The organism is Photobacterium sp. HL06, from assembly GCF_059552575.1.
Map to the genome: position 1 here is coordinate 3,495,046 of NZ_CM183914.1, position 17,875 is coordinate 3,512,920.

Below are 17,875 nucleotides of genomic sequence, written 5' to 3' on the forward strand. Positions count from 1 at the left end.
ATAGGGCAAGTTCTAGGTTCAAGTACTACTGACTCACCGCTTTAAGCAATTATCCCAAAAACATCTTCGCGCTGATAAACAGCAAGAAGACAGCAAATATCTTTTTCAATGTCATAGTCGGCAAACGGCTGACCAATGCGGCCCCATAGCGGGTTGTTACCATTGACGTCATCACAATACCAGCCAGCGCTGGCAGGTAAACATAACCAATGCTCATCGCTGGCAGGGTCTCGTCGCCTACACCTGCGGCAATGAAGCCAACCATACCGGCAACTGCAATTAAAGCCCCCGATAACGACGCACTACCAATGGCTCGGTGCATTTCAACACCATGCCTATTGAGGTACGGCACCGTCAAGGAGCCTCCACCAATGCCAGCCAAACTCGATACAACCCCAATCACCCCGCCACTACATACCGTCGCCATCGGACCCGGCAGTGATCGTTGGCTAGTGGTACGCATCGAAACCAGCATTTGTAGTGCCAGTAACAGTACTATTACGGCAAATATTCTCGGTAGCAATTCCGAGGGTACCAACTCGGCAATAACACTGCCACCTAAGCCACCGATGACCACGCCAGGAGCCAGTGACTTCACAATCGAGAAATCCACATTGCCCAGCTTGATATGGTTTCGGGCAGACGAGCCAGAGGTCAGTACAATACTGGCGAGAGATGTCGCCAGCGCAATATGCATCACTAATCCATTCTCAATGCCCGCCTGTGGTAACAGCCAGGCCAGAGCCGGAACCACCAGCAAACCACCGCCAATACCCAGCAACCCCGCCAGCAAGCCGACACAGCTTCCTAGCGCGAGACACATGGCAAATAGCCATAACACGTTATCTATCATTTTAACCTACTGCTTACCTGCACGGATAAATCCGCCTAATCCGCGCTCGTCAACGAACTCGGTTGTTTTACTGCGCACATCATCAGCGAATGTCGCCTGCAAAGCAAATCGACTCAGCTGCTCCATCTCACTGACCGAAATATGGCGCAAAATATACTTAATCCTGGCGACATTACGGGTATTCATACTCAATGAGCGGTATCCCATTCCAACAAGCAGTAGCGCGCCAACCGGATCACCGGCTAACTCACCACAGACACTGACCGGAATATTCAATACCCTGCCAGTATCGATAATATGCTTCAGCGCATGGAGTACCGCCGGGTGTAATGCATCATAGACACTCGCAACCCGGGAATTGTTCCGATCAACTGCCAGTAAATATTGGGTCAAGTCGTTACTGCCGACAGAAATAAAATCGACTTTTCCTTTCAGTGCCTGCAGCTGGTATAAAATTGATGGCACCTCAATCATGATCCCAAGCCTTGGCCGCTTCAGCACCTGTCCGTGTTCTTTGGCATATTTCGCCACTTCTCTATAGGCGCGGTCAATCAAGGCTTTCGATTCGTCAAGCTCGCCAATACCGGATATCATTGGCAATAAAATATCCATATTATCCAGCCCGATGCTAGCTTTGAGCATCGCCCGGACCTGGATCAGAAAAATTTCAGGGTGATCAAGGGTAAAACGTATCCCCCGCCAACCAAGGAAGGGGTTGTCTTCTTCAATGGTCAGATACGGCAAAGGCTTGTCACCACCGACATCCAAGGTCCGCATCACCACCTGTTTATCGCGGTAGGTCGATAGAATAGCCCGGTACTGCAACGTCTGCTCTTCTTCCGAAGGAAAGCTGCGTTGCAATAAAAATGGCACTTCTGTTCGATAGAGCCCGACCCCATCAACCCCCTGGTTCACAGCAATACTGGTGTCGGCACTTAGCCCGGCATTAAGGTGGATATGAACGCGCTGGTTATCCTGCGTGTAAGAGGCCTTTCCTAGCTCCCCTTCCACCGTTTGTGTCAGCTCATTCTCTTCCTTAAGCAGACGATTATACTCGGCGAGCACATGCCGGTTAGGGTTGATCAGGAAGTCCCCCCGGTATCCGTCGACGATCACCTGACAGTTGTGAACCTTCTCTGGAATAAAGTCGACGCCCATAATAGCAGGCAAACCCAGGGCCCTTGACAGGATAGCGGCATGAGAGTTCGCAGCCCCTTCCTGCGCGACAACCGCAGCCAGCTTATCCCTGGGAATGCTGGCCAGCATGGCAGCCGTCAATTCGCGGGTCAGCAAGACAACCGGCTCATCCCACTGATGCTCGACCACATCGTCGTTATGAAGAAAAAACAGCAGACGCTGGCCCAGCTCACGAATATCCTGTGCCCGCTCTTTGAGGTAATCATCTTTCATGTTGGCAAAGCGATCGGAGTAGGCTTCGACAACCTGGCGAATTGCCCATTCAGCCTGATCGCCACCCGCAATCTTGGCAAACAGATCCTTTCGCAGCATTGGATCATTGAGTAGGTGGCTGAACAGATCAAAAATCGCCAGCGTTTCTTTGTGCAGCTCGCTGTCGAAACGCTTTCGCAAACGACGGAATTCCGCGCTCGCCAATTCAATCGCAATGCTTAGTCTTTCCTGCTCCGCTTCAAGATCTAAGCAGGATGCCGGCAACACCTGCTCCAGCCGCGGTTGGTTATCATCCCACCAGGCACGGGCCACGGCCACCCCGGTAGAAGCGGCTGACCCAATCAGGTGCAGGCCATCACGTTGATCAGGCCACATCCCCTGCGCTTTCGCATGGGCTAAGATCACCGCTAGCTGGGCAGCCAGCGTCACCATGAAAGACTCTTCACTTTCATCAAATTCGCGCCGTTGGCGCTGCTGAATGACCAGCACACCCAAGACCTGACGCTGGTGAATAATAGGGGTACCAAAGAATGAGCCGAAAGACTCTTCACCAATACCGGGAAGGTGTTTGAAATGAGGGTGATGGCAAGCATCCGCGACATTGATTGGCTCAGCACGGCTACCCACCAAGCCCACCAGGCCTTCATCAAAGGCTAGCTCTATCTGGTAATGGGGCTTTGTCAGTCCCTGTGTTGCCATCAAGGTATATTGCCGGCGCTGATGATCGGCAATATAGACAGAGCAACATTCTGTTTTCATTGCCCGGCAGGTGCTGACAACAAGCTGATCGAGCGCCTCAATTAACGTTGGAGCGCTTGCGACTTTCTCAACAATCTCTCTAAGCTGCGTCAGCATAATAAACCCAAGGGTCTGTTGACCTTTCAGCGCCACACCTGTAGAGACTAAAAAGGCCTTCAGGCAAGACACGAAGAATGCGGTTTAGCCCGCTAAATAAGTTCTGAGTAACGCAGAATGAAGTCTTTTTAGCCTCTCCCCGAAGGGCTGGGGCTATTTTCCCCGCTAACTGCGTTGTCGGAATGTCAATATAGATAGCTATGATTGAACACCTCCGTCTTGTTATCGTAATAAATCGCCTCCAGCAGGAAAGGCGATGAAAGGTCAACAGACCCTTGTTGAATTATCCTCGCTTGCCTCTGCGCTTCACCTTGCGCTCTTTTCTTTCCTTGAATGGCATAGCCATCGCTGCAAACTCTTTTAGCGCCCGTCGATACACATCACGCTTAAAAGACACGACCTGGCGAACAGGGTACCAATAACTCACCCAGCGCCAACCATCAAACTCAGGCGTGCTGCCACGCTGCATATTCACCTTTGACTCATCACATTCCAGGCTGAGCAAAAACCACTTTTGCTTCTGCCCGATACAAACAGGTTTAGAGTCCCACCTTACAAGACGTTTAGGTAATTTATAACGAAGCCAGTGTCGGCTTGACGCTAAAATTCGGACATCTTTTTTAGTAAGCCCTACTTCCTCATACAGCTCCCGGTACATGGCCTGCTCTGGGGTTTCCCCTTCGTCAATGCCGCCTTGCGGAAACTGCCAGGAATGTTGTCCATATCGTCGAGCCCAGAATACTTGGCCATGGCTATTACAGATCACGATCCCTACATTAGGGCGGTATCCATCGCCATCAATCACTGGACGACCTCAAGTATAAATCTCTATTAACAGTGATTTTTTCACAGACGATGCAACGGGTAAACAAACATTCTAATTAATAACCGTTTTTTCCTACTTAGCACTCAGTTTCTGGATAACTTTAACCATTTGGCCAATTTATAAACAGGAAAATGAGACCCACGCCACATTTATACACGCTTTCTGTGGATAGATTTGTGAAGAAGCTCAATTACAGCACTACTTAAGCTTTTACGAGCTTAAAAGCAATCACTCACAAACACTCACAACATAGATTAAAACTAAATAAAAACAATAAATTGAATTATCACACAAAAAGGAAAATCGTATTTATGTAAAGATCATTACCTGATGAAAAACGGATCGGTTAAAGATCAACCAATAGTCGCTTTATCCACATCAAACCGCCTTGCCCGCTGCTTTCTTACCCACCAATATGTTCAAAATCCCCACAAACACCTGGATAAATAACCAGATAGTGATAAATTAAAATAATTACCCAAATATCCTGTGGATATCTTTGTGAAAGATCCTTACATTCTTCTTGTATAACCCAAACTTTCGCTCGCCAGGCCTGGTTCAGCCATTACCCAATAACAACAAAAATACATTAAAATCAAAACCTTACAACTAGCATCAATACAGTTTACCATTGATCTTTATACTACCCGCCCTGGGATCGTGTGATTTTCGACCATTTTAGCGATATACCATCATTGAATCATTTCATCTTGTCGGGCATTTCCGCTCTTCAGATCTTCTTCCATACTATTATCAGCATAGAAGTGCTGTGGTAGTATGCCCGGTTCCAGCGACTATTCGCATGATAATGGCTCTCTAATTGATATGCGTCCAACGCCCCAGACTGAACAAGAACTCCTAAGCCGAGCCCATGATCTGGCAGGCCTTACGCTAGGTGAACTAGCCCAACAAGCTGGCCTTATTACACCTCCGGATCTGAAACGAGACAAAGGCTGGGTGGGACAGTTACTGGAATGGCATCTCGGTGCAACCGCAGGGAGCAAACCTGTCCCTGATTTCACCGAGCTGGGCATCGAACTGAAAACGATCCCGATTGGCTACAACGGCAAGCCGCTAGAAACGACCTTTGTCTGTGTTGCACCGCTTATTGGCCTTCAGGGCCTTAGTTGGGAGAACAGCCATATCCGCCATAAACTGGCCAGGGTATTATGGATCCCCGTCGAAGGAGAGCGGGATATTCCCCTGGCAGATCGCCATGTCGGCTCCCCTTTGCTATGGAGCCCATCTGCCGATGAAGAACAACGGTTACGCAGGGACTGGGAAGAGTTGATGGATATGATCGTACTCGGGCAGGTCGAACAAATCACGGCACGCCATGGTGAAATCCTGCAGCTACGTCCAAAAGCAGCAAACAGCAAGGCACTGACCGAAGCTTATGGTGCCAATGGCCAGCCGATCAAAACTCTGCCTCGCGGCTTTTACTTGAAAACCCACTTTACCGCAGAGCTGCTAGAGCGCTATTTCATATTACAGTGAGATCGTCATATCTTCCTGGCAGTCTGACATCTTGCCATCCGGAGAAAACTCATCATAGGGATCCGTGACACGTAATATTACCGATGTGATCCCCAACGGACGAAGCAAATCTTTCACCTGCTCGATAGACTGAAAACGAACCATTTCGTCATTATCATCTTTTAGGGGCTCAAGCTGATGCTTAAACTCGACTTCCATTAAATAGTCTGAGCAACCAGCATAGCTGGTCACAATGCATTTAGGGACTTTGCCATCATCCACTTTAAGCCAATGCTTCAACTGCGATAGTTTCATTACATCTCCTTGTATCCTGACTGCAAGTTAATCATTTATTTTGCTCTGCCAGTGTATAACTATGTGTCACGTTATCTATATCAGCAAGATGTAATTGATAAATTAATAACTATTTCGGTTCTGATTGCCACCTTCTCAGCCTTCCAAAGACAGGTTATATTCAAAAGATAGCAACCAGTCCAAGGAGGGCTAATGGAATACCATAAACTCCCCCATTCCTCGCTAGAAGTCAGTAAAATTTGCCTCGGTACCATGACCTTCGGCGAGCAGAACAGCGAAACGGAAGCGCATAACCAACTAGATTTTGCTTTTGAACGCGGTGTAAACTTTATCGATACCGCAGAGATGTACCCAGTTCCGCCCAAACCCGGCACCCAAGGGCTTACCGAAAGCTATATTGGCAGCTGGCTAAAAAAATCCGGCAAGCGCGATAAAGTGATCCTGGCCACCAAGGTAGCAGGCCCGAGAGGCCTCCCCTATATCCGTGAAAATATCGCCTTGGATCGACGCAATATTCACGATGCCATAGAAACCAGCCTCAACCGTCTACAAACCGATTATATCGATCTCTACCAGCTCCACTGGCCTCAGCGGGAAACCAACTGCTTTGGCAGCCTTAACTACCAATACACAGAAGACCACTCCGGTGTGACGATCACCGATAGCCTGGAAGCACTGGCTGAATTAGTCCGGGCCGGTAAAATCCGCTATATCGGGCTGTCTAACGAAACGCCGTGGGGGGTGATGTCATTTCTTCGCCTGGCAGAGAAGCACGATCTTCCCCGTGTGGTCAGCATTCAAAACCCGTACAATCTGCTTAACCGTAGTTTTGAGGTTGGCTTGTCTGAAATCAGCCATCATGAAGGGGTGGAATTGCTCGCTTATTCCCCACTGGCTTTCGGTACCCTAAGCGGCAAGTACCTCAATGGAGCTCGGCCGGAAGGTGCCCGCTGCACCCTGTTTGAACGATTCTCGCGTTACTTCAATCCGCAAGGTGTTGCTGCTACTCAGGCCTATATCGATATTGCCAACAGGCACGGGCTGGATCCTGCCAAAATGGCACTCGCCTTCGTCAACCAGCGTCCCTTTGTCGCCTCCAATATCATTGGGGCGACAACCCTTGAGCAGCTAGACGCCAATATAGACAGTATCAATCTCACGCTTGGCAGCGAAGTGCTGGCCGATCTGGAAGAGGTGGGGATCACCTATTCCAATCCTTGCCCATAAGTGCGGAACCGGGCCTAGCCGCATAAAAAAGCCCCCGTCAAACGGGGGCCCAAAAAACATTAGCTCAACCAACGTAGGTAGACACCGATGTTGATATCTTTCAACGGTATCGGATCTCCCCTTCGCTCTCGAGACGAGTTCCGTGGCAAAGCGTTATAATTGGTTACAACGCCTGTCAACGCTCAGATTGAGCCTGCGGCCTGGTTTCAGGCCTGCTCCGGTCATCGCGCCTTACTCATCGCGTTTAAGAGTAAGGCGCTGTCATTATGTCACGAGTCGCGATTTATACCCTCGTCTCAGATGACGTACCATGCGGCCGGCCTTGTCTGATCCAAGGTAGTTTTCAACACGGTGATCTTTACCTACCCCGATATCCTGCAGCAGGTGCTCAGAGAGCTGAGGCAGGTGAATACGGATCCGGCGGTGTTCCCGACGCCAGGTGGCGTCTTCACGATGAACATCAAGACGAATTAACAAAACGGCGATACGTAAATAGACTGATTGGCGCATAATAGTGCTCTCCATTAGATAGATTATCGGAGGGACACAGATACTGCCGTTTCAAGCTGATAACTTAACTAGCCGCGGCAGGTATCCGCGGCCCATTTACACAGCGGATTGCTGTTATTGGTTGGTGTGCTTCAAGACATCACCAGCAGGACGCAGACATTTCAACATACTGATAGTCATCATGTTTTCCTCCTGGTAATAAATAAGAAAAGGGATAAAGTTGGGTTAATTTTAACCAGCCAAACGAATAAAACAAGCATATATTAGCACCTGAATGCATAAAACCACTTTATGCTAGCTTTGTTATTTTAGGTGCCCAGATCCCCCATAAACTGACCCGACGCGGTTAAAAATGCAGCATAAACCAACAATCATAAAATGGCATGCAAAATAAAATTATCTTTCTATCTCAGTCGATTACAATTTAATTGCTTTTAATAGCAGCAACAGTTCCTGTGCTGCCTGGCCCAGTGGTTGCTGGGTAGACCAGGCAATATCGACGCCCTGTTGCCAAGGCTGGGTTTCAAACTCAAGCGCCAAGCGCGTCAAGCTCCCTGACTCTATGACATCCCTGACCATTTCGGCAGGCAAGGCTGTCCAGCCAATACCGCTACTGACCAACTGCATGGCTGATATCGCATTTTCAGTTCGCCAAACGGCATCGGCAACCCGCCACCTTTGTTGATCCTGACCGTAGCGCCCCGTTAGCAAGATCTGTCTCTGTTGCTGCAGATCCTGCCAGGTCGGCTGCGCCACTTGTGCCAATGGGTGGCTTGCAGAAGCAATACACCACATTTCCAAGGTGCCCAGCCCATAAACTTCAAAACCGGGTTGCAGCAATTCAAGCTGGAGCATAACGGCAATTTGTGCCCGCCCTTCCGCCACTAGCTTCAGCACATCACCTTCCCCTGCACTGAGGATCTCAACCTCAACCTGAGGGAAACGCAATTCGAACAACTTCAGCTGATCTGCCATCGCCTGGGTCATTGCCATCGACTCCACCACTAAGGTAACTTTCTGCTCGATCCCCATCTGATAACTATCTGCAGCGGCCAGCAAAATACCGCACTCGTCCAAGATACGCTTCGCCTTGACCATCAACGCCGTACCATGAACAGTCAGAACGGGAGTTCGGCCGCATCGCTCAAAAAGGGCTAAATTTAAATCAGCCTCCAGGTTAGCCACCGCGGTACTCACCACCGATTGCGCCTTGCCCAACCGCCTGGCCCCGGCCGAAAATGATCCGGCCTCGGCGGCAGCTACAAAAGCCTCAAGCTGCTCAATCGAAAATCGCACTGATACTTCTCCTCGCTTCTTGCTTCTTGCTTCTTGCTTCTTGCTTCTTGCTTCTTGCTTCCCAAGATGGCCTATCTGTTTTAGCGATAGCACCTAACTTAATAGTATCAATAATTTCGTTAGAATAAGCCCCATCAACAAGCTTTACTTGATCACCATATCAACCATAGAGAAAACCATTATGCGTTCAACCTTAGATCGAATTCGTCATGCCATCGGTTTTGAACTGATCGCCCTTGTCTGTATCGTATTGCTCCTGAGCCAGCTCTTCGGTTTCGATGCGCATAAAATTGGCACGCTTGGAGTTGCCTTCTCCCTCTTTGCTACTGGCTGGAACTTTGCCTACAACTTGCTATTTGATAAGGCAATGATGAAATACACCGGCCAGCTCGAAAAACAAGTCAAGCACCGGGTCGTTCATGCTCTTGTGTTTGAGATCAGCCTATTATGGTTCACCCTGCCTGTTATTGCCTGGTGGCTGAACATCAGCTTGGTCGATGCCTTTATCATGGATATCGGACTGGTTGTTTTCTACCTGTTCTACACCTATGGGTACAATCTGGCCTATGACAAGATCTTTCCCTTGCCAGTCAGTGCCGCATCGGCCTAAAAAAAGCGCCTCAGGGCGCTTTTTTTTACTGACAATCAGCTTTGCCGGTATGGCCGGGGAGGCGGCACCAAGTCATGTTTGTTCAGCAGGCGATACATCGTCGCCCGCGACACGCCAAGCTCACGGGCGGCCGCTGAAATTTGTCCTTTGTTATTTTCCAGCACTGTCAGCAACGCACTGCGTTCCGACTCTTCTCGGATCTTCTTCAGGCTCTGCTTATCATCGTTCATACGGGGCAGGTCAAGATGATCGGCTTCAATAGTTTTACTTTCTGTCAGCAAAATAGCCCGCTTAAGCTGACTGATCAGCTCACGGACATTGCCCGGCCACGGGTAACTCAACAGCAGCTTTTTTGCCTCTTCCGACAAGGTCTTTGCCATACTGTTGTACTGACGGGAAAATTTCAGCAGCAAGTACTCAGCCAATAGCAATATGTCCTCTCCCCGCTCACGCAGCGCAGGTACTGCCAACCCGAGTACATTTAGCCGATAGTACAGATCTTCGCGAATTTTCCCCTCGGCCAACAGCTCTTCCAGCGGATAGCGGGTTGATACGACCAAACGAAGATCTGACTGAACCTGACGGCCACATACTGTAGTAAAACAGCCATCCTGTAAAAAACGCAGTAGCTCTTGCTGCCGCTCATCACTAAGCATTGATATTTCATCAAGAAACAACACCCCCTTATCGGCAGCCGCAAAACAGCAGCGGCAGGATTCGGCTTGGTTACCCTCATCGATTAGCCAGGAGGCATTGACCGCTTCGCAGCTTATACCGACAAAGGCTGCCTTGGCTCTGGTTGACGCCTGGTGGATTGCCTGAGCAACCAGCTCTTTCCCTGTACCAATCTCCCCCTGCACAAACACCGGCATATCTGCTGCAGCCATACGTTTTACCTGATGGCGCAGTTTCTTCATTGCCGCGGTATTGCCTTGCAAACCGTGTTGGCCAAACTGTCCAAGCTCGGGCCATACCTTTCGCTCCAATTGCAGCATACCTAGCTGATGGCCAATGGTTTTCAGTAGCTGGGACTCCGGCACAGGCGAGGTAAAATAGTCGATACAGAAGTTCACAATAAACTGACAGATCGCCTCGGTATTAAGCTGCTCCTCACGTACCAATGCCAGCCAGCGAGCTTGCTTATTACGGTTGACCACCCCAGCAATACCATTGAGGCTGAAATTGTCCTGGGTAAGGTCGACAACACCAATGCAGGGGCCAACTTCCAGTAACAGTGATTCAGCAGTACGAAGATCATAGCAGCGATAGCAGCGCCATCCCGCCTGTTCTAATGTCGTTATCCAGGGTATGTCATTGCCCCCTAGAACGATTAATGTTCCCAGGGCTGAAGCGCGCTTCAATTCTGTCTTCATCCTTCACCGCCTTTCCATCTGCCAGTACTCAAACATCTCACCCGGTTGCTAACGACCTCGGCGTATTGTTGCAAAAGCCATTCCTTATTTGATGATAAGTCGCTCGCTTAAAATGATGCAACTTGTTTACTATTATAATTAATATCTTGGTAAGGGTTTCACATTATTTATCGTGCCAAAACGCAAAAAGCGCCCGAAGGCGCTTTTAAATCATCATCTTAGTGTGAATTAACTCACTGTTACTGTCTCGGCTGGAGCGTCGCTCTCTTCTACACCAATCTCATTTTCGCTTTTCGCTACAATGGTATTGACTGCTGTATCACCGACTACGTTAGAGCTGGTACAGAACATATCATTGATACGGTCAACCGCGGCTACAATCGCCAGGCCTTCTGGTGGCAGGCCTAGTTGGTGAAGCAAGACACCGACCATCACAACACCGCCACCTGGAACACCACCGGCACCGATAGACAGTAGCAAGATAGTCAGGCCTAGGGTGAATAGGTCAGCGCTGTTGATTGGCTGGCCAAAAGCGTTAGCGACAAAGATAGTTGCCAGTGCGATGTAGATAGACACACCTGACATGTTCATGGTCGCACCTAACGGTACACCGAAACCTGCAACTGACTTCGACACACCAATCTTATCCGTCAGGGTACGCATTGTAACTGGAATAGTTGCGTTCGAGCTTGCTGTTGATAGCGAGAACAGGATCTGCTCACGGGTATGGCGTAGGAACTGAGAAGGTTTGATACCCGTTGTCAGGCCTACCATCATTGGATAGAAGAAGAAAATCCAGAATACCAGCATCGCAACAACCAGCGCGACATAACCTGCTACCGACATCAGCGTGTTAGCATCTAAGGTTGCACCTAGCTGAACCATCAGGGCAAATACACCGAATGGTGCCAGGCTCATCACCAGGCCAACCAGCTTCATCATGATTTCGTTTGCCATCTTGAATGTCTTGATGGCAGGGCCACCACGGCTATCAAGTGCCTGAATTGCAAGACCTGTCAGAATCGCCATGAAGATAATCTGCAGCATATCTCCACTTGCAAAAGCTTGTACTGGGTTGCTTGGTACGATGTTAACAATCAGTGAGAAAATATCAGGGGTTTCAGTCGTTGTCAGTGTAACAGTTTCTGATACCGTACCGGCGAGGTTCGCGTCAGCGCCTGGCTGGAAAATCATCCCAACCGTCAGTGCTGCGGTGATCGCAATGATGGTATTAATAATGTAAAGACCAAAGGTTTTACCACCCAATCGACCAAATGCCGTGATGTCTTTCAGATCAACGATACCGCAAACAATCGAGACATAAACTAATGGCACGACCAATAACTTGATCAGTGATACGAACATACCGCCAGCACCTTCTGCCAGGCCAAGTACATAGGTATCCATCAATGTAACGCCGTTAAACAGGTACTGAATCGCGGTACCTAATATCAGACCAGCAAATAGGCCTGCGAATATCTTTCCTGATAGCGATTTCTTCATCGTCCATCTCCAGTAGGTTGTGCTTGTTTAAGTTTCGCTTACTTCCTGTTCCCACTGTTCCTCGTGGGTTGGGCGACATTTTACACAGATGAATCCGACTGAAAAGAACAATTTTTACAATTTAACTACAAACAGCACACAAAATTAAACACTGTTAGATCAGACAAATCACAGAACAACAAACTAAAACATATATAAATCTGTAACTTATCGACAGGGGAAATAGAACAATATTCGCAGAATATCGTTCTGTTTATGAGGGCAAAAATTACTGGTAATGTGAATTTAATCACACACAATAATCCACTATAGGAATAAAAGAGGAATAATTTCCACTATTGGAAATTACGGTAGGGAGCAGGAATAGTCCATCAACTCTTGGCAACACCATCTCGTTGCCAAGAGCAAAGGTGAATAAATTTAGCTTTCGATTGAGTGGGTTAACTTCTGACAGGTATCTTGGGTTACAACATCGGTCACAAAACCACGACCACCTGAATACCAATAGCGTACTCCCAGCCCCTGATCAATCACAGGACCAAATTTCTCACATACATATGGAAACATCTCTTTCTGTGCTTCAAACTTATTGGAACCCCACTCCCAGCGGGGATTAGGCAAACGAAACACTATCGTCAGCAACGACTTCTCTTCATCAAACTGGAAAGTCTGGACGCCACCGCGAAAAGGCGTGGAAGGCAAATCATTAAGTTCATTTAGCTTCGCTTTATATTCAGCGGGCAAGCTTCCCAAATAATCAGAGGGTGGCGGCGTCAGCTTGGTTGACATACAACCTGACAGTAAAACAGTTGCAATGGCCAATGACGCAATACGGTACTTCATTGTAATCCCTTCTCTTGTTGTTATTCACGGGCGAATTGCCCCCCCCCCAGCAATAATACATCACTCAAATGCAACAAGAGACACCAATAGAAATTAAACCATTGATTAGAATCACAAAACAAAAAGCCACCCGATGGGTGGCTTTTAAAGATGGTGTGATACCTTAATAGGTATTAGCCATTTTGAGGACGCATTGCCGGGAACAGGATCACGTCACGAATCGTGTGCGTGTTGGTAAACAGCATCACCAGACGGTCGATACCGATACCCTGACCTGCCGTTGGCGGTAGGCCGTGCTCAAGCGCTGTGATGTAATCAGCATCGTAGTACATGGCTTCGTCATCACCGGCATCTTTCGCATTAACCTGTGCTTTGAATCGCTCGTCCTGATCCTGTGCATCGTTAAGCTCAGAGAAGCCATTGGCCACTTCACGGCCACCGATGAAGAACTCAAAGCGATCTGTAATGAACGGATTATCATCATTACGACGTGCCAGTGGAGAGATGTCCGCAGGGTATTCTGTGATGAAAGTCGGCTGGATTAGCTGCGGCTCAGCCGTTTCACCGAAGACTTCTTCCAGTAGCTGGCCACAAGTCCAGAAGCTTTCAATCGCGATGCTCAAAGACTCAGCCAGGTTACGCATGAAGTCGATGTTGCGAACATCGTCATAGGTCATTTGCTGAATAGTCGCATTGTCTGGGTTGTACTGCTTAATCGCATCCAGCATGCTAAGGCGCGGATAAGGACCAGCAAACTCTACAACTTCATCGCCGTATGGCATGCTTGAAGAGCCAAGTACGTCAGTCGCGATCTTGGTAAGCATTTCTTCCGTCAGATCCATCAGATCGTTGTAATCTGCATACGCCATGTAGAATTCCATCATGGTGAATTCAGGGTTATGACGAGGCGATAGACCTTCGTTACGGAAGTTACGGTTAATTTCAAATACACGCTCGAAGCCACCAACAACTAGGCGCTTCAGGTATAGCTCAGGCGCAACACGCAGGAACATTTCGATATCTAGCGCGTTGTGATGAGTGATGAACGGACGTGCTGTCGCACCACCCGGGATCACGTGCATCATCGGCGTTTCGACTTCCATGAAGTCTTTTTCTACCATGAAGTTGCGGATTGCAGAAACGACTTTAGAGCGGATCACAAACGCTTTACGAGAATCGTCATTCACAATCAGATCAACGTAACGCTGGCGGTAGCGCATTTCCTGATCAGTCAGGCCGTGGAATTTCTCTGGCAGAGGACGTAGTGCTTTGGTCAGCAACTCGTACTCGCTCATGTTCACGTAAAGATCACCTTTACCTGACTTATGAAGCTCACCCTTCACACCGATGATGTCACCGATATCCAGGCCAGAATATTTTTCTTTTAGGTCTTTTTGAACATCTTTGGCTGCATAAGCTTGAATACGGCCAGATACGTCTTGAATCGCCAGGAAAGGACCGCGCTTAGCCATTACACGGCCAGCGATAGCAACGACGTTGCCCGCTTCTTCCAGCTCTTCTTTTGACATTTCGCCGTATTTAGCCTGCAGGTCTGCCGCTAGGCTGTCGCGACGGAAATCATTCGGGTGGCCATTTGCTTTACAGTTCTCGCGGATCATATCCAGTTTCGCGCGACGCTCGGCAATCAGCTTATTCTCATCTTGTAATTGATCAGTCATGGGGTAACCTTTAAATTTTTAACCGAATTCGGTTACAGACCTGATTTCAGGCTAGCTTCAATAAAACGGTCTAAATCGCCGTCAAGTACCGCTTGGGTGTTACGATTTTCCACCCCGGTACGTAAATCTTTAATTCGGGAGTCATCCAGTACGTAGGAACGGATCTGGCTGCCCCAACCAATATCAGACTTCAAGTCTTCACTGGCTTGCTTCTCAGCATTTTGTTTTTGCATCTCAAGCTCAAACAGTTTCGCTTTCAACTGTTTCATCGCCTGATCTTTGTTCTTGTGCTGAGAACGGTCATTCTGACACTGCACCACGGTATTGGTAGGTAGGTGAGTAATACGTACCGCAGATTCGGTGGTGTTAACGTGCTGACCACCCGCGCCCGAAGCTCGGTATACGTCAATACGTAAATCAGAAGGATTAATATCGATATCAATGTTGTCATCAACTTCCGGATAAATAAACGCAGAAGCAAATGAGGTATGACGGCGACCACCGGAGTCAAACGGTGATTTACGCACTAAACGGTGAACACCCGTTTCGGTACGTAGCCAGCCATACGCGTACTCACCACTGATACGAACAGTTGCTGACTTCAAGCCAGCCACATCGCCTTCAGAGACTTCGATTACTTCAGTCTTAAAGCCTTTCGCATCAGCCCAACGTAAGTACATACGTAGCATCATTGATGTCCAGTCCTGGGCTTCTGTACCGCCCGAACCTGCTTGTAGATCGATATAACAATCAGATTCGTCATGATCACCCGCGAACATACGGCGGAATTCAAGCTTCGCAAGCTTGGCTTCCAGCTCTGCCAGTTCAGGCTCTATCTCATCAAACGTTTCTTGATCGTCTTCTTCAATCGCCAGCTCAAGTAAACCTTCAACGTCTTCTACGCCTTGGTCTAACTGATCGATTGTATCAACCACCGCTTCTAATGCTGCGCGTTCTTTACCCAGAGCTTGAGCACGTTCTGGCTCGTTCCATACATCTGGTTGCTCTAGCTCTGCATTTACCTCTTCTAGACGCTCTTTCTTAGCATCATAGTCAAAGGTACCCCCTAAGGATATCAGTACGTGCTGACACATCCTCAAGTCGGTTTTTAATAGGATTAATCTCGAACATTGCCACTCTTCATAGCTGAAATGGACGTAACCGGAGGATTCTATCGAATTGTTGATAGAATATACAGAGGGGAAGAAAGGTTATCGGTGAATTTATTTTTTAAACCCGATCACAGAAACAGTGTCGTCACCATCTTGAAATAATCTGTTTACTCTCTCTAGCATGAGAAAAAGCGTGATCTTGATCGCCGCGGCAGAGTCTCAACGACCCTGCCTTGAGCTTTCATGACTATTGGCTATAGCGCTTCGATATGCTCGACCATCAGCTGAGCACTGCTATTTCCCCTAAATTCATTGACATCCAAGCGGTACACTAACTGAACCTGTTGCACCGAGGCATCCGGCCAACGGCGAATATCAATGTTAAAGGCAATCCCGTCAATCACGCTGCCCCCGGCAATCGGCTCCAGCATCATTTTAAGGTGCTTGCCGCCCACCAGCTTCTGGTGCAACAGGCGGAATCTACCGTCAAACATAGGCTCGGGAAATTGCTGTCCCCAAGGCCCCCCCGAGCGCAGCAGTTCGGCCGTTTGCAAATTCAGCTCATAACTGTCCAGCTCACCATCGGTTAGCAAAACACCTTTGAGCGCATCTTCATCCAGCTCCTTGCGCACCGCCTGATCAAAGGCCTGGCTGAATGCCGCCAGTTTGTCTTCTGGGATAGTCAAACCCGCCGCCATGGCGTGGCCACCGAATTTTAAAATCATTCCTGGGTTTTGGGTATCGATGAGATCTAGCACATCGCGCATATGCAGGCCAGGAATGGAACGGCAAGAGCCTTTGATTTCTCCCTTGCCGGCATCGGCAAACGCAATCACCGGACGGTGGTATAGCTCTTTGATCCGAGAAGCCAAAATACCAATCACCCCCTGGTGCCAGTCACGCTGGAACAGTGCCAGGCCATAGGGCATGTCTTGCTGGTTAAACTTGAGGCGCTCGCAGATAGCCAGGGCCTCTTCTTTCATTCCATGCTCGATTTCTTTCCGGGTCTGGTTCAGTGCATCCAGCTCCGATGCCATCCGCCGGGCAGCCTGGATATTATCGCAAAGCAGCAGCTCGACGCCGAACGACATATCATCAAGGCGCCCTGCAGCATTGATCCGCGGCCCGAGAGCAAAACCTAAGTCGCTTGAAACCAGCCGCGCCGGATCGCGATTGGCGACTTCAACCAGTGCCTGGATCCCCGGCCGGCACTTACCCGCACGAATACGCTGCAGCCCCTGGTGAACCAGAATACGGTTATTGCCATCTAGCGCAACGACATCGGCAACGGTCCCCAGAGCCACTAAATCCAGCAACTCAGCCAGATTAGGCTCCGCAATTCCCTGCTGGTTAAACCAACCGTTTTGGCGCAGCTCCGCCCGCAATGCCAGCATCAGGTAAAACGCCACCCCGACCCCACAAAGAGACTTGGACGGGAAACCGCATTCATGAAGATTGGGATTCACGATGGCATCGGCTTGCGGCAGCTCATTCCCCGGCAAATGATGGTCGGTGACCAATACCTGCATCCCCTTGGCTTTCGCTGCGGCAACCCCGGAAATAGACGATACGCCATTATCCACCGTCATTATCAGTTCGGCACCACGCTCCTCAGCCTGATCGACCACTTCCGGGCTCAGGCCATAACCATCCTCAAAACGATTCGGAACCAGGTAATCGACATTGCGACAGCCCAGCATTTTAAGCGCCAGCACCGACAGCGCAGAGCTGGTCGCCCCGTCAGCATCAAAATCACCAACGATGATGATCCGCTGGTTATCCGCCAATGCCGACACCAGTAACTGCACGGCAGGCTCAATGCCATAGAGCTGGTTGAACCCCAGTAAACCGCGGGCACCACGCTCAAGATCAGCATCACCAGCCAAGCCCCGGCTGGCATAAATCCGCTTCAACAACGGATGGATAGCATCGGAAAAGCCAGTAATATCGGCAGATGGTCGGCGTTTTATTTCAATCATAACAAGGC

At 49.0% G+C, this 17,875-nt stretch carries 15 protein-coding genes; 3 read left to right on the forward strand and 12 right to left on the reverse strand.

Annotated features, from left to right (window positions below):
- Positions 1–49: 49 nt before the first annotated feature.
- From AC51G0_RS15820 to rppH, 3 genes are all read right to left on the reverse strand, one after another.
- Positions 50–853: a sulfite exporter TauE/SafE family protein gene (locus AC51G0_RS15820; RefSeq protein WP_496299675.1), complete on the reverse strand. Its 804-nt coding sequence runs from the start codon at positions 851–853 to the stop codon at positions 50–52.
- A gap of 6 nt (positions 854–859) precedes the next feature.
- Positions 860–3,118, reverse strand: a complete 2,259-nt coding sequence (gene ptsP / locus AC51G0_RS15825; protein WP_496299676.1) for a phosphoenolpyruvate--protein phosphotransferase — start codon at positions 3,116–3,118, stop codon at positions 860–862.
- Positions 3,119–3,401: 283 nt separating this feature from the next.
- Positions 3,402–3,923 carry an RNA pyrophosphohydrolase gene (gene rppH / locus AC51G0_RS15830; RefSeq protein ID WP_496299677.1) on the reverse strand — a complete coding sequence of 174 codons (522 nt, stop codon included), beginning with the start codon at positions 3,921–3,923 and terminating at the stop codon, positions 3,402–3,404.
- Positions 3,924–4,769: 846 nt separating this feature from the next.
- On the opposite strand from rppH, the gene mutH reads away from it, so the two are divergent.
- Positions 4,770–5,441, forward strand: coding sequence for a DNA mismatch repair endonuclease MutH (gene mutH / locus AC51G0_RS15835; protein ID WP_496301978.1), 672 nt, complete (start codon positions 4,770–4,772; stop codon positions 5,439–5,441).
- Here the strand turns inward: mutH and AC51G0_RS15840 are convergent.
- Entirely contained in the window at positions 5,433–5,735 is a 303-nt protein-coding gene (locus tag AC51G0_RS15840) for a DUF6482 family protein (protein ID WP_496299679.1), read from the reverse strand. The two genes, mutH and AC51G0_RS15840, sit on opposite strands and share 9 nt — an antisense overlap.
- 192 nt (positions 5,736–5,927) lie before the next feature.
- Between AC51G0_RS15840 and AC51G0_RS15845 the strand changes: the two genes are divergently transcribed.
- Positions 5,928–6,962 carry an NADP(H)-dependent aldo-keto reductase gene (locus tag AC51G0_RS15845; protein WP_496299680.1) on the forward strand — a complete coding sequence of 345 codons (1,035 nt, stop codon included), beginning with the start codon at positions 5,928–5,930 and terminating at the stop codon, positions 6,960–6,962.
- Between the two features lie 264 nt (positions 6,963–7,226).
- On the opposite strand, the gene AC51G0_RS15850 is transcribed toward AC51G0_RS15845, so the two are convergent.
- Positions 7,227–7,472, reverse strand: coding sequence for a YjiS-like domain-containing protein (locus AC51G0_RS15850; RefSeq protein ID WP_496299682.1), 246 nt, complete (start codon positions 7,470–7,472; stop codon positions 7,227–7,229).
- Between the two features lie 417 nt (positions 7,473–7,889).
- Positions 7,890–8,768, reverse strand: coding sequence for a LysR family transcriptional regulator (locus AC51G0_RS15855; RefSeq protein ID WP_496299683.1), 879 nt, complete (start codon positions 8,766–8,768; stop codon positions 7,890–7,892).
- Between the two features lie 181 nt (positions 8,769–8,949).
- Here AC51G0_RS15855 and AC51G0_RS15860 point away from each other — a divergent pair, with 181 nt between their 5' ends.
- Positions 8,950–9,378, forward strand: a complete 429-nt coding sequence (locus AC51G0_RS15860; RefSeq protein WP_496299684.1) for a PACE efflux transporter — start codon at positions 8,950–8,952, stop codon at positions 9,376–9,378.
- A gap of 35 nt (positions 9,379–9,413) precedes the next feature.
- Here AC51G0_RS15860 and AC51G0_RS15865 read toward each other — a convergent pair whose 3' ends face one another.
- From AC51G0_RS15865 to recJ, 6 genes are all read right to left on the reverse strand, one after another.
- Positions 9,414–10,751, reverse strand: coding sequence for a sigma-54-dependent transcriptional regulator (locus AC51G0_RS15865; protein WP_496299685.1), 1,338 nt, complete (start codon positions 10,749–10,751; stop codon positions 9,414–9,416).
- 228 nt (positions 10,752–10,979) lie between these two features.
- Positions 10,980–12,254, reverse strand: a complete 1,275-nt coding sequence (locus tag AC51G0_RS15870; protein WP_496299686.1) for a dicarboxylate/amino acid:cation symporter — start codon at positions 12,252–12,254, stop codon at positions 10,980–10,982.
- Between the two features lie 420 nt (positions 12,255–12,674).
- The gene (locus AC51G0_RS15875; protein ID WP_496299687.1) at positions 12,675–13,097 is read right to left on the reverse strand and encodes a hypothetical protein; all 423 of its coding nucleotides are present in this window, start codon (positions 13,095–13,097) and stop codon (positions 12,675–12,677) included.
- 173 nt (positions 13,098–13,270) lie between these two features.
- On the reverse strand, positions 13,271–14,776 hold the full coding sequence (gene lysS, locus AC51G0_RS15880) for a lysine--tRNA ligase (RefSeq protein WP_496299688.1): 1,506 nt from the start codon (positions 14,774–14,776) through the stop codon (positions 13,271–13,273).
- Between the two features lie 32 nt (positions 14,777–14,808).
- Positions 14,809–15,907, reverse strand: a protein-coding gene (gene prfB, locus AC51G0_RS15885) for a peptide chain release factor 2 (protein ID WP_496299689.1) whose coding sequence is annotated in 2 segments (ribosomal slippage) — positions 14,809–15,831 and positions 15,833–15,907 — 1,098 coding nt in all. Because the reading frame shifts where the segments join, the coding sequence is not laid out codon by codon here.
- 235 nt (positions 15,908–16,142) lie between these two features.
- A complete protein-coding gene (gene recJ, locus AC51G0_RS15890) occupies positions 16,143–17,867 on the reverse strand; it encodes a single-stranded-DNA-specific exonuclease RecJ (RefSeq protein ID WP_496299691.1) in 1,725 nt (574 codons plus the stop codon).
- Positions 17,868–17,875: the final 8 nt, after the last annotated feature.